The sequence below is a fragment of the Pantoea sp. IMH genome, from assembly GCF_000599885.1.
In the GTDB taxonomy this organism is placed as follows: Bacteria; Pseudomonadota; Gammaproteobacteria; order Enterobacterales; family Enterobacteriaceae; genus Erwinia.
The window spans coordinates 45,159-70,542 of the sequence record NZ_JFGT01000007.1; the positions used below are offsets into that span (position 1 = coordinate 45,159).

At 54.1% G+C, this 25,384-nt stretch carries 24 protein-coding genes and 1 pseudogene; 16 read left to right on the forward strand and 9 right to left on the reverse strand.

Annotation, left to right across the window (positions count from 1 at the left end; translation table 11 throughout):
* Positions 1–273: 273 nt before the first annotated feature.
* Both cysB and topA read right to left on the reverse strand, forming a co-directional pair.
* Positions 274–1,248, reverse strand: a complete 975-nt coding sequence (gene cysB, locus EA20_RS0118220; protein WP_024968194.1) for an HTH-type transcriptional regulator CysB — start codon at positions 1,246–1,248, stop codon at positions 274–276.
* Positions 1,249–1,440: 192 nt separating this feature from the next.
* Positions 1,441–4,074 (reverse strand): type I DNA topoisomerase, encoded by a 2,634-nt coding sequence (gene topA / locus EA20_RS0118225; RefSeq protein ID WP_024968195.1) that lies wholly within the window; start codon positions 4,072–4,074, stop codon positions 1,441–1,443.
* Positions 4,075–4,512: 438 nt separating this feature from the next.
* Between topA and EA20_RS0118230 the strand changes: the two genes are divergently transcribed.
* Positions 4,513–4,761 (forward strand): DUF2498 family protein, encoded by a 249-nt coding sequence (locus EA20_RS0118230; protein ID WP_024968196.1) that lies wholly within the window; start codon positions 4,513–4,515, stop codon positions 4,759–4,761.
* 74 nt (positions 4,762–4,835) lie between these two features.
* Here the strand turns inward: EA20_RS0118230 and sohB are convergent, their stop codons facing one another.
* Positions 4,836–5,885: a protease SohB gene (sohB, locus tag EA20_RS0118235; RefSeq protein WP_024968197.1), complete on the reverse strand. Its 1,050-nt coding sequence runs from the start codon at positions 5,883–5,885 to the stop codon at positions 4,836–4,838.
* Between the two features lie 215 nt (positions 5,886–6,100).
* Here sohB and EA20_RS0118240 point away from each other — a divergent pair, with 215 nt between their 5' ends.
* Together EA20_RS0118240 and cobO are read left to right on the forward strand one after the other, a co-directional pair.
* Positions 6,101–6,862 carry a YciK family oxidoreductase gene (locus tag EA20_RS0118240; protein ID WP_024968198.1) on the forward strand — a complete coding sequence of 254 codons (762 nt, stop codon included), beginning with the start codon at positions 6,101–6,103 and terminating at the stop codon, positions 6,860–6,862.
* The gene (gene cobO / locus EA20_RS0118245; protein ID WP_024968199.1) at positions 6,862–7,452 is read left to right on the forward strand and encodes a cob(I)yrinic acid a,c-diamide adenosyltransferase; all 591 of its coding nucleotides are present in this window, start codon (positions 6,862–6,864) and stop codon (positions 7,450–7,452) included. The genes EA20_RS0118240 and cobO overlap by 1 nt, the downstream gene beginning before the upstream one ends.
* Positions 7,453–7,518: 66 nt before the next feature.
* On the opposite strand, the gene rluB is transcribed toward cobO, so the two are convergent.
* Positions 7,519–8,385 carry a 23S rRNA pseudouridine(2605) synthase RluB gene (gene rluB, locus EA20_RS0118250; protein ID WP_024968200.1) on the reverse strand — a complete coding sequence of 289 codons (867 nt, stop codon included), beginning with the start codon at positions 8,383–8,385 and terminating at the stop codon, positions 7,519–7,521.
* Between the two features lie 1,088 nt (positions 8,386–9,473).
* Here rluB and EA20_RS0118255 point away from each other — a divergent pair.
* The gene (locus EA20_RS0118255; RefSeq protein ID WP_024968201.1) at positions 9,474–10,106 is read left to right on the forward strand and encodes a trypsin-like peptidase domain-containing protein; all 633 of its coding nucleotides are present in this window, start codon (positions 9,474–9,476) and stop codon (positions 10,104–10,106) included.
* A gap of 95 nt (positions 10,107–10,201) precedes the next feature.
* Here EA20_RS0118255 and EA20_RS0118260 read toward each other — a convergent pair whose 3' ends face one another.
* Both EA20_RS0118260 and EA20_RS0118265 read right to left on the reverse strand, forming a co-directional pair.
* Positions 10,202–10,822, reverse strand: a complete 621-nt coding sequence (locus EA20_RS0118260; protein WP_024968202.1) for an L-threonylcarbamoyladenylate synthase — start codon at positions 10,820–10,822, stop codon at positions 10,202–10,204.
* 33 nt (positions 10,823–10,855) lie between these two features.
* Positions 10,856–11,731 carry a PHP domain-containing protein gene (locus EA20_RS0118265; protein WP_038381783.1) on the reverse strand — a complete coding sequence of 292 codons (876 nt, stop codon included), beginning with the start codon at positions 11,729–11,731 and terminating at the stop codon, positions 10,856–10,858.
* 282 nt (positions 11,732–12,013) lie between these two features.
* Here EA20_RS0118265 and EA20_RS0118270 point away from each other — a divergent pair, with 282 nt between their 5' ends.
* The 6 genes and pseudogenes from EA20_RS0118270 to EA20_RS0118300 all read left to right on the forward strand — a co-directional run bounded on the left by EA20_RS0118270 (position 12,014) and on the right by EA20_RS0118300 (position 19,029).
* Complete coding sequence (locus tag EA20_RS0118270) at positions 12,014–13,576, forward strand: anthranilate synthase component 1 (protein ID WP_024968204.1); 1,563 nt, start codon at positions 12,014–12,016, stop codon at positions 13,574–13,576.
* Positions 13,576–15,169, forward strand: a pseudogene (trpD, locus tag EA20_RS21200) (bifunctional anthranilate synthase glutamate amidotransferase component TrpG/anthranilate phosphoribosyltransferase TrpD). Before EA20_RS0118270 ends, trpD begins: the two are co-directional and overlap by 1 nt.
* Positions 15,170–15,171: 2 nt before the next feature.
* Positions 15,172–16,533, forward strand: a complete 1,362-nt coding sequence (trpCF, locus tag EA20_RS0118285) for a bifunctional indole-3-glycerol-phosphate synthase TrpC/phosphoribosylanthranilate isomerase TrpF (RefSeq protein WP_024968207.1) — start codon at positions 15,172–15,174, stop codon at positions 16,531–16,533.
* A gap of 42 nt (positions 16,534–16,575) precedes the next feature.
* The gene (gene trpB, locus EA20_RS0118290) at positions 16,576–17,766 is read left to right on the forward strand and encodes a tryptophan synthase subunit beta (RefSeq protein ID WP_024968208.1); all 1,191 of its coding nucleotides are present in this window, start codon (positions 16,576–16,578) and stop codon (positions 17,764–17,766) included.
* Positions 17,766–18,572 (forward strand): tryptophan synthase subunit alpha, encoded by an 807-nt coding sequence (gene trpA, locus EA20_RS0118295; protein ID WP_024968209.1) that lies wholly within the window; start codon positions 17,766–17,768, stop codon positions 18,570–18,572. The genes trpB and trpA overlap by 1 nt, the downstream gene beginning before the upstream one ends.
* A 142-nt stretch (positions 18,573–18,714) precedes the next feature.
* Positions 18,715–19,029 (forward strand): BON domain-containing protein, encoded by a 315-nt coding sequence (locus EA20_RS0118300; protein ID WP_024968210.1) that lies wholly within the window; start codon positions 18,715–18,717, stop codon positions 19,027–19,029.
* Between the two features lie 56 nt (positions 19,030–19,085).
* Here EA20_RS0118300 and ompW read toward each other — a convergent pair whose 3' ends face one another.
* Entirely contained in the window at positions 19,086–19,718 is a 633-nt protein-coding gene (gene ompW / locus EA20_RS0118305) for an outer membrane protein OmpW (RefSeq protein ID WP_024968211.1), read from the reverse strand.
* A 330-nt stretch (positions 19,719–20,048) separates the two neighbouring features.
* Here ompW and EA20_RS0118310 point away from each other — a divergent pair, with 330 nt between their 5' ends.
* The 3 genes from EA20_RS0118310 (at position 20,049) to yciA (ending at position 21,884) form a co-directional block, all read left to right on the forward strand.
* Positions 20,049–20,786: a YciC family protein gene (locus EA20_RS0118310; RefSeq protein ID WP_024968212.1), complete on the forward strand. Its 738-nt coding sequence runs from the start codon at positions 20,049–20,051 to the stop codon at positions 20,784–20,786.
* A gap of 78 nt (positions 20,787–20,864) precedes the next feature.
* The gene (locus EA20_RS0118315; RefSeq protein WP_024968213.1) at positions 20,865–21,401 is read left to right on the forward strand and encodes a septation protein A; all 537 of its coding nucleotides are present in this window, start codon (positions 20,865–20,867) and stop codon (positions 21,399–21,401) included.
* Positions 21,402–21,452: 51 nt separating this feature from the next.
* Positions 21,453–21,884, forward strand: a complete 432-nt coding sequence (gene yciA / locus EA20_RS0118320) for an acyl-CoA thioester hydrolase YciA (RefSeq protein WP_024968214.1) — start codon at positions 21,453–21,455, stop codon at positions 21,882–21,884.
* Between the two features lie 41 nt (positions 21,885–21,925).
* Here yciA and tonB read toward each other — a convergent pair whose 3' ends face one another.
* Entirely contained in the window at positions 21,926–22,669 is a 744-nt protein-coding gene (gene tonB / locus EA20_RS0118325; protein ID WP_024968215.1) for a TonB system transport protein TonB, read from the reverse strand.
* 204 nt (positions 22,670–22,873) lie between these two features.
* Here tonB and EA20_RS0118330 point away from each other — a divergent pair, with 204 nt between their 5' ends.
* Entirely contained in the window at positions 22,874–23,170 is a 297-nt protein-coding gene (locus EA20_RS0118330) for a YciI family protein (protein WP_024968216.1), read from the forward strand.
* Positions 23,171–23,193: 23 nt separating this feature from the next.
* On the opposite strand, the gene EA20_RS20480 is transcribed toward EA20_RS0118330, so the two are convergent.
* Positions 23,194–23,385, reverse strand: a complete 192-nt coding sequence (locus EA20_RS20480) for a YciY family protein (protein ID WP_071995454.1) — start codon at positions 23,383–23,385, stop codon at positions 23,194–23,196.
* A 148-nt stretch (positions 23,386–23,533) separates the two neighbouring features.
* Here EA20_RS20480 and cls point away from each other — a divergent pair, with 148 nt between their 5' ends.
* Together cls and EA20_RS0118340 are read left to right on the forward strand one after the other, a co-directional pair.
* Entirely contained in the window at positions 23,534–24,994 is a 1,461-nt protein-coding gene (gene cls / locus EA20_RS0118335; protein ID WP_024968217.1) for a cardiolipin synthase, read from the forward strand.
* 36 nt (positions 24,995–25,030) lie between these two features.
* Positions 25,031–25,354, forward strand: a complete 324-nt coding sequence (locus tag EA20_RS0118340) for an HI1450 family dsDNA-mimic protein (protein WP_024968218.1) — start codon at positions 25,031–25,033, stop codon at positions 25,352–25,354.
* Positions 25,355–25,384: the final 30 nt, after the last annotated feature.

Below are 25,384 nucleotides of genomic sequence, written 5' to 3' on the forward strand. Positions count from 1 at the left end.
CTGTTGACCGTATTGAGACTCCTTTGAATCCGCACTCCTCAGCGCCTCGTTAACTAGAGTATGAGAATCATCCTGGTAACCCGCAAAGCGCACCGATGAAAAATGTGTACCGTTTCTCATTTAATGAATAACAATGGAAAAACATGTGATAGATGTTTCATTTACGTAAAAATAATCAAAAGGCTTTATCGTTAAAACAACAAAAAGATCCATCTGATGATTAGAGAGCCGCGAAAGCGGCTCTTGACGGGGGAGAAAGAAGCGCGGTGGGTTTTAGCGGGCAGGTAATTTGATGTCTTTAAACATCGCTTCAATATCGTCATTTGATTTTAAACTTACTGCAGTATCAACGACATCGCGCGTTAAATGGGGCGCAAAGCGCTGGATAAAGTCATACATATAGCTGCGCAAGAAGGTGCTGCGGCGAAAACCGATTTTCGTTGTACTGTTGCTGAATACTTCCGTGGCTTCAATTCTTACCAGATCAGGGTCGGCAACGGGATCCACCGCCATACTGGCAATGACACCGACGCCCAGTCCCAACCTTACATAGGTTTTAATCACATCCGCATCGGTCGCAGTAAAGACTATCCGTGGCGTCAGCCCCGCACGGTTGAATGCCGTGTCCAGTTCTGAACGGCCCGTAAATCCGAAGGTGTAGGTGACTAATGGGAATTCTGCAAGTTCTTCAATGGTCACTTTTTCTTTTCCGGCCAGCGGATGGTCGGCCGTAACAACGATAGCGCGGTTCCAGTGATAGCAAGGCAGCATCACTAAATCATCATAGAGATGCAGGGCTTCCGTCGCGATAGCAAAATCTGCATTTCCTTTTGAAACCGCTTCGGCAATCTGCGTTGGCGACCCCTGATGCATATGCAGCGAGACGCGGGGATAGCGTTCAATAAACCCCTTAATCACACTGGGCAGCGCGTAACGCGCCTGGGTATGCGTGGTGGCGACATAGAGCGATCCTTTGTCGGGCCAGGTATGTTCACCCGCCACCGATTTGATAGCCTCTACTTTAGAAAGCACCTCACGGGCGATGCGGATAATCTCCTGCCCCGCTGGCGTCACCTGCGTCAGATGTTTACCGCTTCGGGCAAAAATCTGAATCCCTAACTCGTCTTCCAGCATGCGCACCTGTTTACTGATGCCGGGCTGAGAGGTGTAAAGACCTTCAGCCGTTGAGGAGACATTAAGGTTGTGATTGACCACTTCGACAATATAGCGCAGCTGCTGCAGTTTCATTTTTTCATTCCGTCCAGGGGTTGGAGCGATACGCCGGTTATCTCTTCAGGCCAGAGGCGCTGAAGTTACCGGTCTAATGCAATTAGATAATAAGAAAGGAGATATCTATAACCACTATATCAAAGTTGAAGAAGATGTATAGCGTCAACGGGAGGTAGAAAAAGTGAGGGCCGGCAAAGGCCGGCCCTGTGTTTACTTTTTAGCAGAAGCCTTTTCCGCTTTGGCGTTGCTTTTTTCAGTCACAACCCATTTGCCATCAACGTAGAACGCGCTCCAGCCCGTCGCCTTGCCCTCTTTTTCGGTGCTGACATACTGCTGTTTGGTTTTACGGCTAAAGCGAACCACCGACTTATTGCCTTCGGCATCCGCTACAGGCGCATCGGCCAGATAACGGAGCTTTTCAGGCAGACGATCGCGAAAACGCTGAAGCTCTTCCACCAGTGGCGCGCGTGTTTCCCTTGATTTAGGGAAGGTGTTTGCCGCCAGGAAGACGCCCGCCGCACCGTCACGCAGAACAAAATACGCATCCGATTTTTCACACTGCAGTTCCGGCAATGGCACCGGATCTTCTTTCGGTGGTGCCACATCGCCGTTACGCAGGATCTTACGGGTGTTTTTGCATTCGTCGTTGGTACAGGCCATGTACTTGCCAAAACGCCCCATTTTCAGGTGCATTTCAGAACCACATTTTTCGCACTCGACAACCGGGCCATCGTATCCTTTGATGCGGAACTCACCCTGTTCGATTTCGTAACCATCACAGCCTGGGTTGTTACCGCAGACGTGAAGCTTACGCTGATTATCGATCAGATAGCTGTCCATTGCCGTGCCGCACTTCTGGCAGCGGCGACGGGCACGAAGCGCATTGGTTTCCGCATCTTCACCCTCAAGAATATTCAGGACTTCATTCTCAGGGATCAGGTTAATGGTCTGCTTGCAGCGCTCTTTAGGCGGCAGCGCATAGCCGGAACAGCCGAGGAAAACGCCGGTACTGGCGGTGCGGATGCCCATTTTACGGCCACAGGTCGGGCAGTCGATTGAGGTGAGGACCATCTGGTTCGGCTGCATGCCGCCCTCTTCCGGATCCTTATCCGCCTGTTCAAGCTGCTGGCTGAAATCGGCAAAGAACTGATCCAGCACGCCTTTCCACTGCGCCTCGTTATTGGCCACCTTATCGAGACTGTTTTCCATATGCGCGGTGAAATCGTAGTTCATCAGCTCACGGAAGTTAGCTTCCAGCCTGTCGGTGACGATTTCGCCCATCTTCTCCGCATAAAAGCGACGGCTTTCCACTTTGACGTAGCCGCGATCCTGAATGGTGGAGATAATGGACGCATAGGTAGAAGGACGACCAATTCCGCGTTTTTCCAGCTCGCGAACCAGCGAGGCTTCGCTGAAACGTGCTGGCGGCTTGGTAAAGTGCTGGCTTGGCTTCAGCTGCTGCAGCGTCAGCGTTTCGCCCACTTCAACCGGCGGCAGCGTACGATCTTCGTCGCCCTTGCGCAGCGCCGGCATCACTTTTGTCCAGCCGTCAAAACGCAGGGTGCGGCCTTTCGCTTTCAGTTTGAAATCGCCCGCCGTTACGGTCAGCGTGGTCGAGTCGTATTGTGCCGGCATCATCTGACAGGCCACAAACTGGCGCCAGATAAGCTGGTAGAGCTTCTGTGCATCCGCTTCCATATCTTTCAGATGGTCGGCCAGCACGCCCACGTCTGAAGGACGGATCGCTTCGTGCGCTTCCTGCGAGTTATCTTTGCTGGTATAGACGTTAGCGGCTTTCGGCAGGTACTTAGCGCCGAATTCATCTTCGATATAGCCGCGCACCATGCTGACCGCATCCTGGCTCAGGTTGGTGGAGTCGGTACGCATATAAGTGATGTGGCCAGCCTCGTAGAGACGCTGCGCCATCATCATCGTTTTCTTCACGCCGTAGCCAAGACGGGTGCTTGCCGCCTGCTGTAGCGTGGAGGTAATAAAAGGTGCACCCGGCTTGCTGCTGGTTGGCTTGTCTTCACGATCGGCTACCAGATAGCGCGCTTTCTCCAGCAGGCTGACCGCCGCCTGCGTCTGCTCGCCGTTGACCGGACGGAAAGGCTTATCGTGCTGATGCGTTACTTCCATCGGCAGAGCGGTGCCTTTCGGGGTGTTCAGATCGGCGTGAAGCTCCCAGTACTCTTCCGGAACAAAGGCTTTAATTTCACGCTCGCGTTCCACCACCAGACGAACGGCAACGGACTGAACGCGACCGGCGGAAAGACCCCTGGCGATTTTCTTCCACAACAGAGGAGAAACCATATAGCCCACAACACGGTCCATAAAGCGCCGTGCCTGCTGAGCATTTACCCTATCGATATTCAGTTCGCCCGGCTTTTCAAAAGCCTGGCGAATCGCATTCTTAGTAATTTCGTTAAAGACAACGCGGCTGAAGCGCGAGTCATCGCCGCCGATCACTTCCCGCAGGTGCCAGGCAATGGCTTCCCCTTCGCGGTCAAGGTCGGTTGCGAGATAGATGTGGTCAGCTTTCTCAGCCAGCGCTTTCAGTTCTGAAACGACCTTTTCTTTACCCGGCAGGATTTGATAATTCGCTTCCCAGCCGTGATAAGGATCGACGCCCATGCGGTTAACCAGCGCCGTCTTCTCATCCTTTTTAACTTTTTTGGTTGTTTTACTGGTTGTAGAGTCAGCGCTCTTTTTAACCGTTGATCCACTGGTCGGCAAATCGCGGATATGACCAACGCTGGATTTCACCACGTAGTCATTACCGAGATATTTATTGATCGTTTTGGCTTTTGCCGGGGACTCAACTATTACGAGAGCTTTGCCCATATTTACCTTTACCTGTTTAAAACATCCGAGAGTAAATTGTGCCGTTCGTTCTCAAACGCAAGCGCCATAAAATGCTATTACGGCCGGAATTGAAAACGATCGCCGATAAACTAATCGCCAACAGTGATCGATAACGCTATAACCAACTCCCTGTTTTACGGCACATTTTACTACCTGTTAAGCGAATCACTAACAAAGCGTAAAGTCTGTTTTACGCCCGGAACCCGAAACGCCCACACTCTACCTGATAAAATTCGATACGCAACTTAATTAGCATCTGCCTGACGTTTACGCCAGAAAGTGAACAAAAAAACAGACCGTTAATGGACAGAAAACAGACGTCCGGGGAGAATGTCCGTTTTTTTGTACGCCTTGCGATTCTTACCGCGCCGGACGTAAGATAACGTCGCTGAATAAGACTATAAAGGAGAGAAATCTGTGAATCAGACTCAGGGCATCGATCGGACCTCCCTGCTCAACGAGGCGAACGGTATGATCGCGGAGCACGAACTCGCTTTTCCAGGGTTGGTTGCAACGGATGTGGAGCAGAACGGCGACGTGCTGGTTTTTCGCGGCGATTACTTTCTGGATGAGCAGGGATTACCCACGGCGAAAAGTACTCAGGTCTTTAACGTGTTTAAATTTCTGGCGACAAGCCTCTCGGCTCGTTACCATCTTGAGGAGTGATTAAGAGCGGGTGCAGACGGGAACAGCTGCCTTATGAAAGGCAGCGGCCAATATTGCCGCTGCCAGCCTCTCTGTTACAGCAGGGGTTTTTCGCCGCGCTGCCAGAGACGCAGTAGCAGGCGTTCCACGCTGCCCGCCGCGCTTTGCGTAAAGCGATCCATCATTTTTTTCCGGGTAACAAAGCGCACCGCGATGACGTTATGGCCCGCCAGCTGGTCAATAATCAGATCGTCGCTGGTGCCAATGGCATCAACCAGTCCATTTTCAAGCGCCTGAGTGCCAAACCAGTGTTCCCCGGTCGCCACGCTGTCGATGTCCAGCGAAGGGCGCATCTGATGAACAAACGTTTTAAAAAGCTGATGCGTTTCGTTGAGATCCTCACGAAATTTCTCGCGCCCCTGCTCGGTATTTTCCCCAAACAGCGTCAGCGTTCGCTTATATTCTCCCGCCGTATGCAGTTCCACATCAATCTCGTTACGCTTGAGCAGACGGTTGAAGTTAGGGATCTGTGCCACCACGCCAATTGAACCGATAATGGAGAACGGCGCCGCGACGATACGATCTGCCACGCAGGCCATCATATAGCCGCCGCTCGCGGCAACTTTATCGACCGCAACGGTCAGACGAATCCCTTTATCACGCAGCCGCTGAAGCTGTGAGGAGGCGAGACCGTAACCATGGACCACGCCGCCGGGACTTTCCAGCCGCAGCAGTACTTCATCTTCCGGTTTAGCCACGGCGATGACCGCAGAGATCTCCTCACGTAGCGCCGAAACTTCATGGGCATCCATACTGCCTTTAAAATCCATTACGAACAGCCGGGGCTTACCGTTTTCCGTTTTGATGCCCTGCTTCATCCGCTGCTTAGCCGCTTTGGCCTCAAGCTTCTCTTTCTTTTTTTGCTCTTTATGCCACTGCTTTTGGTCATGATGCTTCATGGTGGCCAGCATCATGTTTTCTTTCATCTCTTTATAACGTTCGCCCAAATCGGTCAGCGTGAGCTGGCCGTTCTGAGTACGTTTACGCATCGCGAGATGGGTTATCAGCAGCACGACGGCCGCGATAGCCACCACAACGGTGACCGTTTTAGCCAGAAAAAGTCCATAATAAGAGAGTAATTCCACTCATTCCGCCTTATTTAACATCGTATTAGAACAGCTGCTAGTGTAGCCGAGTCGTCGCCCCGCGTCGCCCGGTTCCCGCCCGGAATCCACGCTTTTAGCGCCCTCTTTCGTTGAAGTGCGCCGCGTTTTAAGGCATAAAGCAGTTAATTCATCGCGGGCAGGCCACAGCGGGCACCGCCCTGTGCGCTTTACCGCGACCGCCAGAGGAGTTCATCATGGATTATCAACCTGAAAGCAATTTGCTGACCGATCGCATTATTCTTGTTACCGGTGCCAGTGATGGCATTGGCCGTGAAGCCGCCCTGACCTATGCCCGCTATGGTGCCAGAGTCCTGCTGTTGGGCAGAAACCCGCAAAAGCTGCGTGCCGTCGTGGATGAGATCGCCGCATTGGGAAAAGCGACAGCGAGCTATTTCCTGCTTGATCTGGAGCAGGCAACGCCGGCGCGCTGCCAGCAGCTTGCCGGAGAGATAGCCCATGAGGTCCCCCGTCTGGACGGCGTTCTGCATAATGCCGGGCTGCTGGGTGAAATTGTTTCGATGGCGGAGCAGGATCCGCAGGTCTGGCAGCAGGTAATGCGGGTAAATATCGATGCCACTTTTTTCCTGACTCAGGCGCTGCTTCCGCTGCTACTGAAATCCCCTTCAGGTTCGCTGGTGTTCACCACCTCAAGCGTGGGACGTCAGGGACGCGCCAACTGGGGCGCCTATGCCGTTTCTAAATTTGCCACTGAAGGCATGATGCAGGTACTGGCGGACGAGTACCGCGATCATAACCTGCGCGTTAACTGCATTAATCCGGGTGGCACCAGAACAAAAATGCGCGCCAGTGCCTTCCCGCAGGAAGATGCAAATAAGCTGAAAACGCCTGCCGATATCATGCCGCTCTATCTCTATCTGATGGGTGACGAAAGCCGGCATGAAACGGGGATCAGCTTTGACGCTCAGCCGGGACGCAAGCCCGGAGCGGCAGAATAATGGCCACCGATCGTCACCAGCAGCGCCAGCAAAGGCTGAAGGAAAAAGTGGATGCCCGCGTGGCGGCTGCGACGGAAAATCGCGGCATTCTTATGGTCTTTACCGGCAACGGAAAAGGGAAAACCACGGCGGCTTTCGGCACCGTCACCCGCGCGGTGGGTCATCAGCGGCGTGCGGGCGTCATTCAGTTTATCAAAGGTGAATGGCCAAACGGCGAACGTAATCTGCTTGAACCTTTGGGCGTTGAATTTCAGGTAATGGCGACCGGCTTCACCTGGGATACGCAGAACAAGGAAACCGATACCGCCGCCTGCCTGCAAACCTGGGAGCATGCCAGGCGTATGCTGAGCGATGCGACGCTCGACCTGGTGATTCTGGATGAGCTGACCTATATGGTCAGTTTCGATTACCTGGCTGTTGAAGAGGTGGTCGCCGCGCTGGCCGCCCGCCCCTCTCACCAGAGCGTTATCGTGACGGGCAGAGGATGTCACCGGGATATTCTGGAGATGGCAGATACGGTTACTGAGATGCGCCCGGTTAAGCACGCCTTTGATGCCGGCATTCAGGCGCAGCAGGGTATTGACTGGTAATAGGGGCGGGAACTCTCTGTAGATCAAAAAAGGGCGACCTGAGTCGCCCTTTGCTGTTCTGTGGTACTAGCGCTTGCTGGCAGGACGGCGGCCAGGACTGACCTGAGAATGACGCTTCACCGCCCGACGGATCTGATTCGCTTTGGTGCGACGACGATCTTTCTCAACCGCGACTTTGCTTTCGGTTTCCGGTGGCAGACCCACCAGCTCACGCAGGTAGTTGGTCGGCGGCAGATCCAGCTCGGTCCAGCCGCCGCGCGGCAGGCCTTTAGGCAGGCTGATGTCACCGTAGCGGGTTCTGATCAGTCGGCTAACCTGCACACCGACTGATTCCCACAAGCGACGAACCTCACGATTGCGCCCTTCGGTCAGCGTTACGGTGTACCACTGGTTAATGCCTTCGCCACCGGTAAATTTCAACGTTTTGAAGGCGGCCGGGCCATCTTCCAGCTGCACGCCACGGCTCAGCTGCTTGAGCTTGTCTTCGTCAACCTGACCAAACACGCGCACGGCATATTCCCGTTCCACTTCACGGCTTGGGTGCATCAGGCGGTTTGCCAGTTCACCATCGGTCGTGAAGAGCAGTAACCCGCAAGTGTTCACATCCAGACGGCCTACGGCAATCCAGCGTGCGCCACGGAGTTTTGGCAGACGATCAAAGACGGTTGGCCGCCCTTCCGGATCGTTACGGGTACAGAGTTCACCTTCCGGCTTGTAATACGCCAGCACGCGGCAAACTTCGGCGGTGGATTCAGCGACGGAAACAAGGTGACCATCAATACGGATCTTCAGGGCTTTGCTCGGCAGGACGCGGTCGCCCAGGGTGGCAAGTTTACCGTCCACGCTGACGCGTCCGGCAGAAATCATAGTTTCAATCTCGCGGCGGGAACCGTGGCCTGCGCGCGCTAAGACTTTTTGTAACTTTTCGCTCATGGAGCATCCTCTGTGTCGCCTTCCCAGGCGTCATTAATGAATGAGTCCCCCGGTGAGTAAACAGAAGTGGATGCGATCGCCACAGCGGCGGGCCGCTGACGCTCTGTCCATTTCAGGGGAAGCGCATTCTACACTATCTTCATCATCAATGATAACGCAATGCAACATCGGGTCGTTAATGACGCCGGATGCCGATGGCGGCCTGACTTGATGGAAATCGATCGTGGCATTCGGCCACCGTACCTGAAAGTAATTAAGGAGGAATCGGCGTGTGATTAAGATGCATTGCTTATCATTCAACCGCAGGAATCAATCAGCGGACGTTATATGCCCGACATGCTGCCACACGCATTATTGTTACGGGGCGTCGGTTTATAAATAACGCTCACCGGCGAATGGACTGTACTTTAGTATAAGTTTTGACTTCTCCGGATTAAAACGCGCCCTTAACCATCAACAGATATAGAGGCCCTCTGTTAATAAAATAGCGGCCTTCGGTGAATGCACTGTACTTTAGTATAAGTTCTGATTTCTCCGGAGTAACATGCGCCTTCATATATCAACAAAATTCAGGTCATCTGTTAATAAAAAGAGTGTCTGCGAGTCAATTAACTGTACTTTAGTATAAGTTCTGACAACTGCTCCATTAGAAGCATCAGGAACCAACAACTCTATGTTATCCGGTTGTTAATTCCACTATTGAATTTTTTCACGATATTTTACTCTGCCGTAATGGCAATGAACACTCCCATTAACAAGCTGGATAACAAATATCCAGCACAGCAGGTCTGCGGGTTGAGTTAATTCCTTATCATCTCAGCTTTTAGCTTATTTATTGCCTAATTGGTTTGCCACACTGATTTGATTGTGTAGAATTCACACAGGCAGAATAAGCCAGCATAAGATTTTATAATAAATATTAAGATTTACCTTAAGTCACTATTTTAATAACTATCAGCTTTACCTCTATATAAAAACCGGGGAGCTCAGCTCCTTATTACTCAGCTGACTAATCCTCAGCTTCGGCATTACACGTCATCAATCTTCACCAGGGATTTCCTGACGTGTCCGAGAAAGTGTGAACGATCATGAAAAAAATAATGGCGATCCCCACGTCTGCTTTGCTGACGCTGGCTCTCGCTGGCTGCTCTGTCGGCCAGTATGACTACAGCAGTGAGGCGCTGAAGCGCGTTGATATGAACTTCACCGGCATTCCTACCATTCTGGGCGTGGGCGCGCTGGGCTCCAGCATTCCCATCACGCCTGAATACAGCCTGACTGCGGCCCATGTGGCAAAACTCTCGGTGCAGCGCGTTAAGGCTTATCATCCCTATTGCGATCTCGCGATTATTTACCATAAAAACGACATCAAATCGCTGCCGAAATTCCGCAACAGCACCGTTGGTGAATCGGTAAAAATGTACGGCTACAGCTTTATTTCCGCCATGCCGGTGGAGTCCTCAGGCGTTAATTTAGCGCAAACGGGCATCCGTAATGAATGGAATAAACGCCCCTGCGTGGCGATGGTATCCAATGCTGGCGTGGTAAAAGGCATGTCGGGCGGCGCGGTATATAATAGTGATGAAACGATTGGCGGTGTGATTGTCGGCTTCACCAGCGAAATCAAGCGCCATAAAAACAGTCCAGTCCCGCTTAAGGATGTTTCGCTATATATCCCTTATAAAAACTTCGAATCCTGGTTAGTGTCGTCGACAAGCTGATTATTATTACCTGGTTTCGGTTGCAGAATAATGAATGGCTCTAAAGGCAAATTAAATGACCTGCCAGCATTGCTGCCGGCAGGTTTGGGTGATACTCAGAGGAAAGGAGTAATATCGCCTACTCCCTCTCTGATCACTTCTGGCGTATTTTCCGTCAGATCAATAACCGTGGTGGGCTGCTGGCCGAGATAGCCGCCGTGAATAATCAAGTCCACCAGCTTGCCAATTTCGTCCTGAATCGCTTCGGGATCGGACTCGGTGATGTCACTGCCCGGCAGAATAAGCGAAGTAGACATCATGGGTTCATTCAGCGACTCCAGCAGCGCCAGCGCAATCGGGTTGGAGGGCACGCGTAGCCCAATGGTTTTCCGCTTGTCGTTCATCAGACGGCGCGGAACTTCCTTCGTTGCCTTCAAAATGAAAGTGTAGTTGCCGGGCGTGTTGTTTTTTATCAGCCTGAACGCGGTATTATCCACGTGCGCATAGGTTGAAAGCTCCGATAAGTCGCGGCAGACCAGGGTGAAATTATGATTTCCATCCAGTTTACGAATGCGGCAGATACGCTCCATCGCATTTTTGTCTTCCAGCTTACAGCCAAGCGCGTAACCAGAATCGGTCGGATAAACAATCACGCTGCCTTTATTAAGCAGTTCGACGGCCTGCTTTATCAGGCGCGACTGGGGGTTTTCCGGATGAATATAGAAAAATTGACTCATAACAAACCTCTTCGTTGCCGCCGCAGCGGCCATTCAAACCTGTTCGATTTCCGGAAAACGTTGCCAGACAGCCTCAACATTCGCCGGAAGCCATAATTTTTTACCCAGTTCGATCCACGGACAGGGCTGATGAAAATCGGACCCCTGTGAGGCGGCCAGTTGGTAATCCTGTGCGTAGCGGGCAAGCTGCGTGCGCTCATTGGGCGCCTGCTGACACTGGGCGACTTCCATCGCATCACCTCCCACTTCGCTGAAGTGCGCAATAAGGCGCTTGAGCCATTTCGCCGAAAGGCCGTATCGTCCCGGATGTGCCAGCACGCTGCGGCCACCAGAATGATGAATGGCATCAATAGCTTGTTTAATTGTACACCACTGTGGCGGCACATAGCCGGTTTTGCCACGGGCGAGATAATTTTTAAAGACCTGCGCCATATTGTCGGCCTTGCCCTGGCTGATTAAAAAACGGGCGAAGTGACCACGGGTGATCGCGCCGCCACCGGCCAGCGCCAGCGCACCGCTTAATGCATCAGGAATATGCGCTTTCTCCAGCCGTTCCGCTATCAGCCTGGCACGCGCCATGCGCCTGTCGTTCTGTTGCTGCAAAAAGGCCGTCAGCACCGGATTATCACAATCGACACCAAGACCGACGATATGGATCTCATGATTCTCCCACAGCGTTGAAATCTCAACCCCGGCAATAAGCCGCAGCGGTAGCTGAAATTTCTCAATGGCTGCCTGAGCGGGCCTGACGCCATCCGTCGTATCATGATCGGTGATGGCCAGCACGCCAACACGCTGCTCCACGGCACGCAATACCAGTGCTTCGGGGGTCAATAATCCATCGGATGCCTGGGTGTGGCTGTGCAGATCGTATATTGGCCAGGCGTTCAAAGGGCTAGGTTCAGTCAAAACAGCTCCAGAGGGACGGTAAATGTCGCAGCATGATAACCAGAATCTCCGACGCAGGGAAAAAGAGTATTGACTTTCCCCACCTGAACTAGTTAACTAGTACGCAAGTTCACTTCAAAAAGGTTTCTCTCATGATGCTGATGACAACGATACTTACCGGTAGCTGGCGCGCTTCCCCCTGACAGGGTGAAGGAATCTTGCGCGTCGTTCGCGACACTGAGCAGAGACCTTAGCCCGCCTGATGCGGGCTTTTTTTTACGCTAAATTCAGAGAACTGACCTCATGCCAAATGCCAAACCTACAGTGAAGTTGATTACCGGCAGCGCCCCCTACCGCGAGGACCCGGCCTCCGTATTTCATCAACTGTGTGGCGCTCGTCCGGCAACGCTGCTGCTCGAATCCGCTGATATTGACAGTAAGCGCAACCTGAAAAGTCTGCTGATCGTTGACAGCGCGCTCCGTATTAAGGCGTTTGGCAATGTTGTCAGCGTACAGGCGCTTTCTGAGAACGGGCGGGCCATGCTGACGCTGCTGGATGCGGCACTGCCGGCCAGCGTTAACAATGTTGTACGCCCTGACGGACGTGAACTGACCTTTCCTCAGGACGATACCGTTCAGGATGAAGATTCGCGGCTGAAGGCCGTGTCGGTTTTCGATGCGCTGCGTCTTATCCCACAGCTGGTAAACAGCCCGGAAGAGGAGCGCGAGGCGGTGCTGCTTGGTGGCCTTTTCGCCTATGATCTGGTCGCCGGTTTCGAAGATCTCCCCGAGCTGAATAACGATCAACGCTGCCCGGATTACTGTTTCTATCTGGCGGAAACGCTGCTTATTATCGATCACCAGAGCCAGACCGCGCGGTTACAGGCGAGTCTGTTTACCTCCACATCGGGTGAGTTTTTACGTCTGCAAAGCCGCATCGAACAGCTGCATGCGCAGATGCTGCACCCTGCGGTGCCGCTGCCGGTACAGACGCTGGAAAGCATGACATTAAGCTGCAATCAGAGCGATGAAGCCTATTGCGATATCGTGCGTCAGATGCAGGAAGCCATCCGCGTTGGTGAGATATTTCAGGTAGTCCCTTCACGACGCTTTTCGCTCCCTTGCCCTTCCCCGCTGGCGGCATACGATACCCTGAAGAAAAGCAATCCCAGCCCCTATATGTTCTTTATGCAGGATCGCGACTTCAGCCTGTTTGGGGCGTCGCCGGAAAGCTCACTGAAATATGACGCCGCTAATCGTCAGATTGAGATCTATCCCATCGCCGGTACGCGTCCCCGTGGCCACCATGCGGATGGTTCTCTGGACCGCGATCTCGACAGCCGTATCGAGCTTGAGATGCGTACCGATAAAAAAGAACTTGCTGAGCATCTGATGCTGGTCGATCTGGCGCGTAACGATCTGGCCCGCATCTGCGAACCGGGAAGCCGCTACGTTGCCGACCTGACCAAGGTTGACCGCTATTCCTTTGTGATGCATCTGGTTTCCCGCGTGGTAGGCACGTTGCGTAAGGATCTGGATGTGCTTCACGCTTACAGCGCCTGTATGAACATGGGCACCCTGAGCGGTGCGCCTAAAGTCAGGGCGATGCAGCTTATTGCGGCGGCTGAAGGTACCCGTCGCGGTAGCTATGGCGGCGCGGTCGGTTACTTCACCGCCAGCGGCGATCTTGATACCTGTATCGTTATTCGCTCTGCCTATGTTGAGGATGGTATCGCTACCGTTCAGGCGGGTGCTGGCGTGGTGCTCGATTCCATTCCTCAGGCTGAAGCGGATGAGAGCCGGAATAAAGCCCGCGCCGTTCTGCGCGCTATTGCCGCGGCGCATCACTGCAAGGAGATCTTCTGATGGCTGATATTCTGCTGCTCGATAATTTTGATTCCTTTACCTACAACCTTGTTGACCAGCTGCGCGCCTCGGGACATACGGTTGTGGTTTATCGCAACAATGTGCCGGCGGATACGCTGATAGCACGGCTCAAAAGCCTGGAGAACCCGGTGCTGGTGCTTTCACCGGGTCCCGGTTCCCCTTCAGAAGCTGGTTGTATGCCGGCGTTGCTGTCGCGCTTACGTGGTCAGTTGCCCATTATCGGCATCTGCCTTGGACATCAGGCGATTGTGGAAGCCTACGGCGGCTACGTGGGTCAGGCGGGCGAGATCCTTCATGGTAAAGCATCTGCCATTTCCCATGACGGTGAAGGTATGTTTGCCGGACTGGCGTCGCCCTTGCCGGTGGCACGTTATCACTCACTGGTCGGCAGTAATATTCCCGACGGGCTGACGGTCAATGCCACTTTCAACGGCATGGTCATGGCGGTGCGCCACGACAAAGATCGCGTCTGCGGGTTTCAGTTTCATCCCGAATCCATTCTGACCACGCAGGGAGCACGCCTGCTGGAGCAAACGCTCGCCTGGGCGCTGGCATAATAATAAGGAGAGAACCATGAACGCGATTCTGGAAAAGCTTTACCAGGCAGCAACCCTGACGCAGGCGGAAAGTCACCAGCTTTTTTCAGCCATTATCACCGGACAGCTGGAGCCTACCCAGCTTGCCGCCGCGCTGATTGCGATGAAAGTCCGTGGTGAACGCCCGGAGGAAATCGCCGGGGCGGCAACCGCACTGCTTGAAGATGCTAAGCCCTTCCCGCGCCCGGACTACCCGTTTGCCGATATTGTCGGCACCGGCGGTGACGGTAGCAACAGCATTAACATTTCCACGTCGAGCGCCTTCGTGGCGGCGGCCTGCGGGCTGAAAGTCGCCAAGCACGGCAACCGCAGCGTCTCCAGTAAGTCCGGATCCTCAGATCTGCTGGCGGCGTTTGGCATCAGCCTCGACTTACCTGCTGAACAGGCACGGCAGGCGCTCGATGAACTGAATGTCTGTTTCCTGTTTGCGCCGCAGTATCACACCGGCTTTCGCCACGCGATGCCGGTCCGTCAGCAGTTAAAAACCCGTACGCTGTTTAATGTACTGGGGCCGTTAATCAACCCGGCACGTCCGCCGCTGGCGGTGATTGGCGTCTACAGTCCGGAGCTGGTTCTGCCCATCGCCCATACGCTGAAGATGCTCGGCTATCAGCGCGCCGCGGTCGTCCACGGTGGCGGTATGGATGAAGTTGCCCTGCACAGCGCAACCCACATCGCGGAACTGCGCGAGGGCGAAATCACCAGCTATCAGCTGACGCCGGAAGATTTCGGGCTGAGCTTCCATCCTCAGGAGGCGCTGGCTGGCGGTACGCCGGAAGAAAACCGTGACATTCTGACCCGTTTACTCCAGGGTAAGGGCGAGCGCGCGCACGAAGAGGCCGTCGCGGCGAACGTCGCCCTGCTGCTGAAAATTTTTGGACACGAAGATTTGCGTGAAAACGCACAGCGGGCGCTCAGCGTCATCAGAAGTGGACAGCCTTACGAACACGTTATCGCACTGGCAGCAAGAGGATAATCATGCAGGATACCGTACTCGCTAAAATCGTACAGGATAAAGCGGTGTGGCTGGCGGCACGCCAGCAACAGCAGCCGCTGGCAACGTTTCAGGACGAGATAAAGCCTGCCACGCGCAATTTTTACCATGCGCTTCAGGGGGCCAGAACCGCCTTTATTCTGGAATGCAAAAAAGCCTCTCCATCCAAAGGTCTGATTCGTGAGGATTTTGACCCGGCAACCATCGCGGGCGTTTATAAGCACTATGCTTCTGCGGTTTCCGTGCTGACCGACGAAAAGTATTTTCAGGGCAGTTTTGACTTTCTTCCCATCGTCAGTGCCGCCATCACCCAGCCGGTATTGTGCAAAGATTTTATGATCGACCCTTATCAGGTCTATCTGGCGCGCTTTTATCAGGCAGACGCCATATTGCTGATGCTTTCCGTGCTCAACGACGACCAGTATCGTCAACTCGCCGCCGTCGCGCACAGCCTGAATATGGGCGTTCTGACAGAGGTGATCAGCGACGAAGAGCTTGAACGGGCAACGGCGCTCGGCGCGAAGGTCATCGGCATCAATAACCGCGATTTGCGCGATCTCTCAATCGACCTGGATCGTACCCGCCGGCTGGCGCCTAAAGTGGCGCACGGCGTGACGGTCATCAGCGAATCCGGGATCAACAGTTATGCGCAGGTACGGGAACTGAGCCATTTTGCCAATGGCTTTCTTATCGGCTCCGCCCTGATGTCCGAAGATAATCTGGCCACGGCGGTACGCCGGGTGATACTGGGTGAGAATAAAGTGTGCGGACTGACCCGCGCCGAAGATGCCCGCAGCGCCTTCGAAGCGGGGGCGATTTACGGTGGCCTGATCTTTGCTGAAGGATCGCCACGCCAGGTGAGCCTTGAACAGGCACGGCTGGTGATGCAGGGCGGCGATCTGCATTATGTCGGGGTGTTCCGTAATAGCGCTATTAGTGACGTTGTCACTGCTGTCCGTGAACTGAACCTCGCTGCCGTCCAGCTGCACGGAGAAGAAGATCGCGCTTTCGTCGCTGCGCTTCGTGAACAGCTTCCGCATAACACACGAATCTGGAAGGCATTCAGTATTGCCGGTTCGCTTCCTTCGCGCGACTGGCAGCATGTGGACCGCTACGTTTTTGATCAGGGTGCGGGCGGCACAGGCCAGAGTTTTGACTGGTCACTGCTGCGCGATCAGAACCTGGATAATGTTTTGCTGGCCGGCGGCCTGGGCGCGGATAACTGCGTGACTGCCGCCCAGTTGGGATGCGCAGGCCTGGATTTTAATTCCGGCGTGGAAAGCCAGCCTGGTATTAAAGATGCGTCAAAAATTGCCTCGGTGTTTCAGACCCTGAAGGCGTACTGACCGTAAGGACAGGCGCTTGCCCGTCCATTAAGGAAAAGCGATATGACTTTATTAAACCCCTATTTTGGTGAATTTGGCGGCATGTATGTGCCGCAGATCCTGATGCCGGCACTGAACCAGCTTGAAGAGGCCTTCGTCAGCGCCCAGCGCGACCCCCTCTTCCAGGCCGAATTTATCGATCTGCTGAAGAACTATGCTGGCCGTCCTACCGCGCTGACCCTGTGCAAAAATCTTACCGCAGGAACCCGTACCCGCCTCTATCTGAAACGGGAAGATCTGTTGCACGGCGGCGCGCACAAAACCAATCAGGTGCTGGGCCAGGCGCTGCTGGCAAAACGCATGGGCAAAAAAGAGATCATTGCCGAAACCGGTGCCGGTCAGCACGGCGTCGCTTCCGCACTTGCCTGCGCCTTGCTGGGCCTTAAATGCCGCATCTATATGGGCGCAAAAGACATTGAGCGCCAGTCGCCAAACGTCTTCCGTATGCGTCTGATGGGAGCGGAAGTGATCCCGGTCCATAGCGGTTCCGCCACCCTGAAAGATGCCTGTAACGAGGCGCTACGTGACTGGTCCGGAAGCTATGAAACGGCACACTATATGCTCGGTACCGCTGCGGGCCCGCATCCTTTCCCGACCATCGTCCGTGAATTCCAGCGGATGATTGGCGAAGAGACCAAAGTGCAGATTCTGGAAAAAGAGGGCCGTCTGCCGGATGCGGTCATCGCCTGCGTTGGTGGCGGCTCCAATGCCATCGGCATGTTCGCCGACTTTATTGATGAAACAACCGTCGGGCTGATTGGCGTGGAGCCAGCCGGACACGGCATTGAATCCGGTGAACACGGTGCGCCGCTGAAACATGGTCGCGTGGGTATCTATTTCGGCATGAAAGCCCCGATGATGCAGACCGCAGAGGGCCAGATTGAAGAATCTTACTCCATCTCTGCCGGGCTGGACTTCCCTTCCGTTGGCCCACAGCATGCATATCTTAACAGTACGGGCCGGGCCGATTACGTCTCCATCACCGATGATGAGGCGATGGAAGCGTTCAAGACGCTCTGCCGGAGCGAAGGCATTATTCCGGCCCTCGAATCGTCACACGCCCTGGCGCATGCGCTGAAGATGATGCGGGAAGCGCCGGAAAAAGAGCAGCTGCTGGTGGTGAACCTTTCAGGACGCGGCGATAAAGATATTTTCACCGTTCACGATATTCTGACCGCTAAGGGAGAAATGTAATGGAGCGCTACGATCAGCTATTCCGTCGTCTTGCAGAGCGTAATGAAGGCGCTTTTGTGCCTTTCGTAACCCTGGGCGACCCGACTCCCGAACTTTCGCTGCAAATTGTTGATGCGCTGATTGAAGGCGGCGCGGATGCGCTGGAGCTGGGCATTCCTTTCTCCGATCCGCTGGCGGATGGTCCCACTATCCAGAACGCCACACTGAGGGCTTTTGCAGCAGGCGTGACGCCGTCGCACTGCTTTGAAATGCTTGCCGCTATCCGGCAAAAACACCCCACCGTGCCGATTGGTCTGCTGATGTACGCGAACCTGGTATTTTCCAACGGCATCGACAACTTCTATGCCCGCTGCGAGGAAGCCGGGGTGGATTCCGTGCTGGTGGCAGATGTGCCGGTTGAGGAATCTGCCCCCTTCCGTCAGGCAGCGCTGCGTCATAATGTGGCACCCATTTTTATCTGTCCGCCGAATGCCAGCGACGATCTGCTTCGCGAGATAGCCTCACACGGTCGCGGCTACACCTATCTGCTTTCGCGGGCTGGCGTAACCGGTACCGAGTCGCGTGGCACAAGCCAGTCTCTCGAACATCTGGTGACGAAGCTGCGCGAGTATCATGCCGCTCCGCCGCTTCAGGGCTTCGGTATTTCCGAGCCTGATCAGGTAAAAGAAGCGCTGGCGGCCGGCGCAGCGGGCGCGATTTCGGGATCGGCTATCGTCAGGATCATCGAACGTAATCACGCCAATCCTCCCGTTATGCTGGCAGAGCTGACGGCGTTTGTCAGTTCGCTCAAAGCGGCAACGCGCTGACCGCCGCCTCATATCAGCGGGTAAGACGCGCTTTTTAAGCAATCACGTTGATAAACCGGCGTTTATGGCTAACACTTCCCTCTGCAGAGCGATTCTGTAAACACAGCATGCATTTTTAATGAAGATAACAGGGAGCAGAACAATGAAGTTATTTAAAGTCTTAACGGGTATGGTGGTGGCCGTTGTGGTGGCGCTTTCGCTGAGCGCCTGCGCCCCAACGGCAACTCAGGAAGGGACCGGCGGCTACATCGACGATACGGTGATCACCACCAAAGTGAAAGCTGAGTTACTGAACGATGAGTCGCTGAAATCCACCGAAATCAATGTGGAGACCTTTAAAGGCCACGTTCAGCTCAGTGGTTTTGTCACTTCACCACAGATGGCTAACCGTGCCGTTCAGCTCACCCGCAGCGTGAAAGGCGTGAAAGCGGTGTCGAATAAAATGCAGATCAAATAGTTCTGCTTTATAAACGTCAAAAGGCGCAGTGATGCGCCTTTTTTTACGCCTGCGCTTCAGAAGCGGTAGCCTGCGCCAAAGAAGAACACAAAAGGATTAACGTGGGTATCAATGCTCTGACGGGAGCCACCCGCATCGAAGTTCACTTTGGTATCAATATCCATATACCAGAGCGACGCATTGAGCATCCAGTCCGGCGTCAGCTGGTAGTCAAGGCCAACCTGACCCGCCACACCCCATGACTCTTTTACCTTCAGGTTGCTGAGGCCAGCATCGCGACCGGTCTGGTTAAAGTCGGCATCATAAAATTTGGTGTAGTTGACACCCACGCCCGCGTAAGGCTGCCATTTACTGCTGCTATCCATAAAATACCACTGTGCCATCAGCGTAGGCGGTAGCTGACGAACGGTTGCCAGATTACCGGTAGACGCCAGCCCCACCTTATGGCGGAACGGGGTTGCGCCCAGCAGCTCAATACCAATGTTATCGGTCGCCATATAGGTGAAGGTTAGCCCAAGCTGGGTATTATTACTGACGTCAAATTCACCCAGACCCAGCACGTTATCCGATCCGCCAGTCGGGCGTACCGTAGCGGAACCAGCACGCATAAAGAAGTCTCCCACCTGATGGGCAGAGGCCACCAGCGGCATCAGGGTCAGGGCGGCAAGTAACACAGCTTTCAGTTTCATCACTACTCCTTAGCAAAATGAAATAACCATCGCTCAACAGCGAAACGCGAAAAACCCTGTATTTTTACAATGAATTACTGGAAACATCATCTTAATCATTTTTTTCAAACTCCTTAAAAAACAGTCGGTTGATATAGATCAACTTTTACCTGTTTTAACGCGCGCCGCACAAATGCTTAGGGTTAGAAACAAATGGACATTTACAGGTTCAGAGCTGGCCAATGGGATAATCTCTTCTTTAATCGAAAGTTATGTAAGACAGGGTGCCAGGTTAGCGCCAGACCATGTACAATCGCCGGATCGCAAAACACCGCTTTTCAAGGAGTCTACATGTCTATCACGGCGGGTTCGTTGTACCGTGACACCGGGAACTTTTTACGCCATCAGCTGGTCACTATCGTGCTGCTGTCGCTGCTGACCTCATTTATTACCGTGCTGATTGGCCATGCCCTGACGCCGGGTGCCGATCAGCTCGCCCTGCTCTCCGAAGGTCAAAGTGGTTCTGGGATGAGCCTGCTTGAAATGGTGCAGAATATGTCACCTGAACAGCAGAACGTGCTACTGCGCGCCTCGGCTGCCGGTACGTTCGCCGCGCTGGTGGGGAATACCCTGCTACTGGGAGGCATGCTGAGCCTGATCCCGATGGTTTCTGCCGGACAGAGAATCAGCGCGCTGCGCGCCATCGGTGCCTCCGCCCCGCTGCTCCCACGTCTGCTGCTGCTGGTCTTTATTGTCACGCTGGTCGTTCAGCTCGGCTTTATGGTGCTGGTGGTGCCAGGCGTTATTCTGGCAATTCTCCTGTCGCTGGCGCCGGTTATTCTGAGTACAGAGAAGACGGGCGTCTTTGCCGCCATGCGCACCAGCCTGCGTCTGGTCTGGAGCCAGATGAAGATCGTCGCGCCTGCCGTGGCGTTCTGGCTGCTGGCGAAAATTACGGTACTGCTGCTGGCGTCTTCGCTGACTATCCTGCCGGCGAACGTCGCTTCTGTGGTGCTTAACGCGCTAAGCAATCTGGTCTCAGCCATACTGATTATCTATCTTTATCGCCTTTATATGCTGTTACGCTAGTTGCTGTCAGCGGATGGCCGTCAGGGCATCCGCTTCAGATTGGTTACCCTTGTCTCAGTCTGTTATCTGGAAGCCCTTATGAAGCAGTTACTCGATTTTCTTCCCCTCGTGGTCTTTTTTGTTTTCTATAAGCTTTACGATATTTTCGTCGCCTCCGGCGCGCTTATTGTTGCCACCGGTCTGGCGCTGGTGGCTAGCTGGCTGCTCTACCGCCGGCTCGAAAAGATGACCATCATCACCTTTGTGCTGGTGGCGGTCTTCGGCACGCTGACGCTGGTTTTCCATAATGATGAATTTATCAAATGGAAGGTCACGGTAATTTATACCCTGTTCGCTGCGGCGCTGGTCTTCAGCCAGTTCTTTATGAAACAGCCGCTGATCCAGACCATGCTGGGCAAGGAGCTGACGCTGCCGGGTTCCGCCTGGCGCAGGCTTAACATCGCCTGGGCGATTTTTTTCCTCGCCTGCGGCCTGGCCAATATTTATGTGGCGTTCTGGCTGTCACAGGCATTCTGGGTAAATTTTAAAGTTTTCGGCCTGACCGGACTGACCCTGATCTTTACCCTGATTAGCGGCCTCTATATCTATCGCCTGATGCCGCAGGAAGAGAAGTAATTTTCCCGGCGCTTCTGCCGGCTATTTGCGCCTTTAGAGTAAGAGCAATGCATGAATAATGACGGAAACAGGCTTCCGCAGGGTGAAATGGTGTTACGTACGCTGGCGATGCCCGCCGATACCAACGCCAACGGCGATATTTTTGGCGGCTGGCTGATGTCGCAGATGGATATGGGTGGCGCGATTCTGGCAAAGGAGATCGCCGGAGGACGCGTGGTAACGGTTCGCGCTGACGGTATGACCTTTCTCAAACCGGTGGCAGTCGGCGACGTGGTGAGCTGTCACGCCCGGTGTATCCGTACCGGGACCAGCTCCATTACGATTAATGTGGAAGTGTGGATTAAGAAAGTCTCATCCGAACCTATCGGGCAGCGCTACTGCACTACCGAAGCGGTATTTGTCTATGTGGCCGTCGATGCTGCCGGCAAATCCCGTCCCTTGCCGGCTGATAAAAGCCATTTTCAACACGATCAACAGGCATAACCCTTTTCCTGCTCAGGCACGGCGTCGCCGTGCCTTTCTCTTTATTCGACGCTGCTGCCACCTTTTATTCTGAAAATGACTTTGGTGGTCAGATTCTTACCTGGCTTATTAGGTTCGTAGCGCCATTTCTTCATCGCCTGCTTCACTTCACGCTCAAACATATTGCGGGGTTTGGCGGAAAGGATGCGGACATTATCAACACGCCCGGCACTGTCGACGTCAAACTGTACTCTTACTTCTCCCTCAAGACGCAGCGCAAAGGCGCGGGCCGGATAGCTGGGTTTACCCTGTTGCAGCGCTCTCGGACCGCTGCTGACGGAAGGCGCTGCCGCCGGCGTCGACTTCGGTGCCGTTGAAGGCCGGGTGGCGGGCGTCTCGGTTTTTGCAAACGGTGACGCGGCCCGTGGCTCGGTTCTCGGCTTAACCTCTTTCCTGGGCTTTATCACCTCTTTTTTTACCGGCTTCGGTTTAGGTTTGGGAACGGGCTTCGGTTCGGGAATGGGCACGGGCTCCGGTTTAGGCGGCTCCGGAAGAGGTGCGGGTTCCGGCTCGGGCTCCGGCTCAGCAACAGGTTCAGGCGCAGGCTGGGGAGCGGGCTGAGGCTCTGGCTGCACTTCAGGGGCAACCAGTGACACGCTTATCGGCTGGGACGCTTTCGGCATCTCCACTGTCTGGTGAAAAGAGGCATAAAGAATTCCCCCAATTACCACGGCGTGCAGGCCTAACGAGAACAGCATCGGCAGTGAGATACGGCTGGGTAAAGAAGTTTCTGCAAGCGTCGTCATAATCTTTCTGCTGTTTAGGTGAAGCGACAAGTTTAAATGCAAATAGCAATCAGTTTCAACAACCTCTCGATATTGTCGTCCCGTTTTCCGCATTAATGTCAATTTTGCTGAACGTCAGCAACAGAGTGCTATCTTTCAATTGCACAACGGTTAACGATGACTTAACGTGATGATCGATGAAGAAAACTGACTGGAGCTGTGACCGTGCTTTATGTAATTTATGCTGAAGACAATGCCGATTCACTGGAAAAGCGTAGCGCCGTGCGCCCTGCTCACGTGGCGCGCCTGCAGCTCCTGCGAGATGAAGGTCGCCTTATTCTTGCAGGGCCTATGCCTGCGGTGGACAGCAACGAACCGGGCGTCGCGGGTTTTACCGGCTCAACCGTGGTGGCGGAATTTGCTTCCCTTGAGGAAGCGCAGGCCTGGGCAAAAGATGACCCCTACATTGCGGCCGGGGTCTATAAACAGGTTCAGGTCAAACCCTTTAAGCGCACGTTCTGATTTCTCTGGCTGCGCGCCGGGCGTTACCCGCTACGCGCCTGTTTAACAGGATGAGTGATAAACAGAACTGAACGCCGCTGCTGCTGGCTGAGCTGGTGACGGATAGCGACCATGCGTCCGTAGCGTCTCGACTGCGCTTCGAGCCACCGTGTCCGGCGGCGTTGTATCTGACGTGACATCCGCCAGCGTGCGACTTCATTTCTGCTCCGTCTCATAGTAACCTCTGCTGAAAAAACTCGCGGCGCAGTATAGCGCTTTCGGACCCCGCATGGGGTCCGATGACTTTAACCGGGAAAAGGTTTCCCCTTACGCCAACTGCACGTAAACTCCCTCTATTGCGGCGTGAACAGGATTTTCACTTACATGACGACTTTTTATACTTTAATCAGTTGGCTCATTTTCTTCGGTTACTGGTTACTGATAGCCAGTGTTACCCTGCGCATTTTAATGAAGCGTCGCGCTGTCCCTTCTGCCATGGCCTGGCTGCTGATTATTTATATTCTGCCGCTGGTCGGTATCATCGCCTATCTTTCATTTGGGGAGCTGCATCTGGGTAAGCGCCGCGCCGAGCGCGCACGCACAATGTGGCCCTCCACCGCCAAATGGCTCGAAGATCTGAAATCGTGCCAGCATATTTTTGCCCACAATAACAGCGACGTGGCCCGCTCACTGTTTCAGCTTTGCGAAAACCGTCAGGGCGTGGCGGGCGTCAAGGGTAATCAGCTTCAGCTTCTCACTTCCACTGATGACACTATGCGGGCGCTAATCCGCGATATTCAGCTGGCCCGGCATAATATTGAGATGGTGTTTTACATCTGGCAGCCCGGTGGGCTGGCCGATGAAGTGGCGGAGTCGCTGATGGCCGCCGCCCGTCGCGGCGTGCACTGCCGCCTGATGCTGGATTCCGCCGGCAGCGTACAGTTTTTCCGCAGCCCCTGGGCGGCGATGATGCGAAATGCCGGCATTGATGTGGTGGAAGCGCTTAAGGTCAGCCTGCTGCGTGTCTTCTTACGTCGTATGGACCTGCGCCAGCACCGTAAAGTTGTGCTGATTGATAACTACATTGCCTATACGGGCAGTATGAATCTGGTGGACCCCCGCTACTTCAAACAGGATGCGGGCGTGGGACAGTGGATCGATTTGATGGCCAGGATGGAAGGCCCGGTAGCCACCACCATGGGGATCATCTACTCCTGCGACTGGGAGATCGAGACCGGCAAGCGCATTTTGCCCCCGCCGCCGGACGGCAACATCATGCCGTTTGAGCAGGAAAGCGGTCACACTATCCAGGTGATCGCCTCAGGACCGGGCTTCCCGGAGGACCTGATCCATCAGGCGCTGTTAACCGCCGTCTATGCCGCCCGCGAACAGTTAATCATGACCACGCCCTATTTCGTGCCCAGTGACGATCTGCTCCATGCCATCTGTACCGCCGCCCAGCGCGGCGTCGATGTCAGTATCATTGTGCCGCGGCATAATGATTCGATGCTCGTCGGCTGGGCAAGCCGGGCCTTTTTTGCCGAGCTGCTTGAGGCGGGCGTGAAAATCTATCAGTTTGAAGATGGCCTGCTACATACCAAGAGCGTGCTGGTCGACGGACAACTTAGCCTGGTAGGCACGGTTAACCTTGATATGCGCAGCCTCTGGCTGAATTTTGAAATTACTATGGTGATTGATGATGATGGGTTTGGCAGCGATCTGGCGCGGGTACAGGATGATTATATCGCCCGCTCAAGACTGGTGGACGCCAGCCGCTGGTCGCGCCGTGCCTACTGGCAGCGGATCGTTGAACGACTGTTTTACTTCTTCAGTCCATTGCTGTAAAACGAGCGAAAAATAGCAGGCATGACGGAAACTATGATGGATTTAAATAATCGCCTTACCGACGACGAAACGCTGGAACAGGCTTACGATATTTTTCTGGAACTGGCGGGCGACAATCTCGATCCTGCTGACATTATTCTCTTTAATCTGCAGTTCGAGGAGCGCGGCGGCGCCGAGCTTTCTGACCCTGCGGAGGACTGGGCTGAACACGTCGATTTTGACCTGAACCCGGACTTTTTCTCCGAAGTGGTTATTGGTCTCGGCGAAGCGGAGGGTGAGCCGATCAATGATGTCTTTGCCCGTGTCCTGCTCTGTCGTGAGAAAGATCATAAGCTTTGCCATATATTGTGGCGTGAATAACCTACTGAAAAAGACCGGCAGCGCCGGTCT

What these genes read in the sequence shown, in the direction of transcription:
- cysB (WP_024968194.1), bottom strand. Translation starts at nt 1,248, where the DNA reads ATGAAACTGCAGCAGCTGCGCTATATTGTCGAAGTGGTCAATCACAAC.
- topA (WP_024968195.1), bottom strand. Translation starts at nt 4,074, where the DNA reads ATGGGCAAAGCTCTCGTAATAGTTGAGTCCCCGGCAAAAGCCAAAACG.
- EA20_RS0118240 (WP_024968198.1), top strand. Translation starts at nt 6,101, where the DNA reads ATGGATTATCAACCTGAAAGCAATTTGCTGACCGATCGCATTATTCTT.
- cobO (WP_024968199.1), top strand. Translation starts at nt 6,862, where the DNA reads ATGGCCACCGATCGTCACCAGCAGCGCCAGCAAAGGCTGAAGGAAAAA.
- rluB (WP_024968200.1), bottom strand. Translation starts at nt 8,385, where the DNA reads ATGAGCGAAAAGTTACAAAAAGTCTTAGCGCGCGCAGGCCACGGTTCC.
- EA20_RS0118255 (WP_024968201.1), top strand. Translation starts at nt 9,474, where the DNA reads ATGAAAAAAATAATGGCGATCCCCACGTCTGCTTTGCTGACGCTGGCT.
- EA20_RS0118260 (WP_024968202.1), bottom strand. Translation starts at nt 10,822, where the DNA reads ATGAGTCAATTTTTCTATATTCATCCGGAAAACCCCCAGTCGCGCCTG.
- EA20_RS0118270 (WP_024968204.1), top strand. Translation starts at nt 12,014, where the DNA reads ATGCCAAATGCCAAACCTACAGTGAAGTTGATTACCGGCAGCGCCCCC.
- trpCF (WP_024968207.1), top strand. Translation starts at nt 15,172, where the DNA reads ATGCAGGATACCGTACTCGCTAAAATCGTACAGGATAAAGCGGTGTGG.
- trpB (WP_024968208.1), top strand. Translation starts at nt 16,576, where the DNA reads ATGACTTTATTAAACCCCTATTTTGGTGAATTTGGCGGCATGTATGTG.
- trpA (WP_024968209.1), top strand. Translation starts at nt 17,766, where the DNA reads ATGGAGCGCTACGATCAGCTATTCCGTCGTCTTGCAGAGCGTAATGAA.
- EA20_RS0118300 (WP_024968210.1), top strand. Translation starts at nt 18,715, where the DNA reads ATGAAGTTATTTAAAGTCTTAACGGGTATGGTGGTGGCCGTTGTGGTG.
- ompW (WP_024968211.1), bottom strand. Translation starts at nt 19,718, where the DNA reads ATGAAACTGAAAGCTGTGTTACTTGCCGCCCTGACCCTGATGCCGCTG.
- EA20_RS0118310 (WP_024968212.1), top strand. Translation starts at nt 20,049, where the DNA reads ATGTCTATCACGGCGGGTTCGTTGTACCGTGACACCGGGAACTTTTTA.
- EA20_RS0118315 (WP_024968213.1), top strand. Translation starts at nt 20,865, where the DNA reads ATGAAGCAGTTACTCGATTTTCTTCCCCTCGTGGTCTTTTTTGTTTTC.
- yciA (WP_024968214.1), top strand. Translation starts at nt 21,453, where the DNA reads ATGAATAATGACGGAAACAGGCTTCCGCAGGGTGAAATGGTGTTACGT.
- tonB (WP_024968215.1), bottom strand. Translation starts at nt 22,669, where the DNA reads ATGACGACGCTTGCAGAAACTTCTTTACCCAGCCGTATCTCACTGCCG.
- EA20_RS20480 (WP_071995454.1), bottom strand. Translation starts at nt 23,385, where the DNA reads ATGAGACGGAGCAGAAATGAAGTCGCACGCTGGCGGATGTCACGTCAG.
- cls (WP_024968217.1), top strand. Translation starts at nt 23,534, where the DNA reads ATGACGACTTTTTATACTTTAATCAGTTGGCTCATTTTCTTCGGTTAC.
- EA20_RS0118340 (WP_024968218.1), top strand. Translation starts at nt 25,031, where the DNA reads ATGGATTTAAATAATCGCCTTACCGACGACGAAACGCTGGAACAGGCT.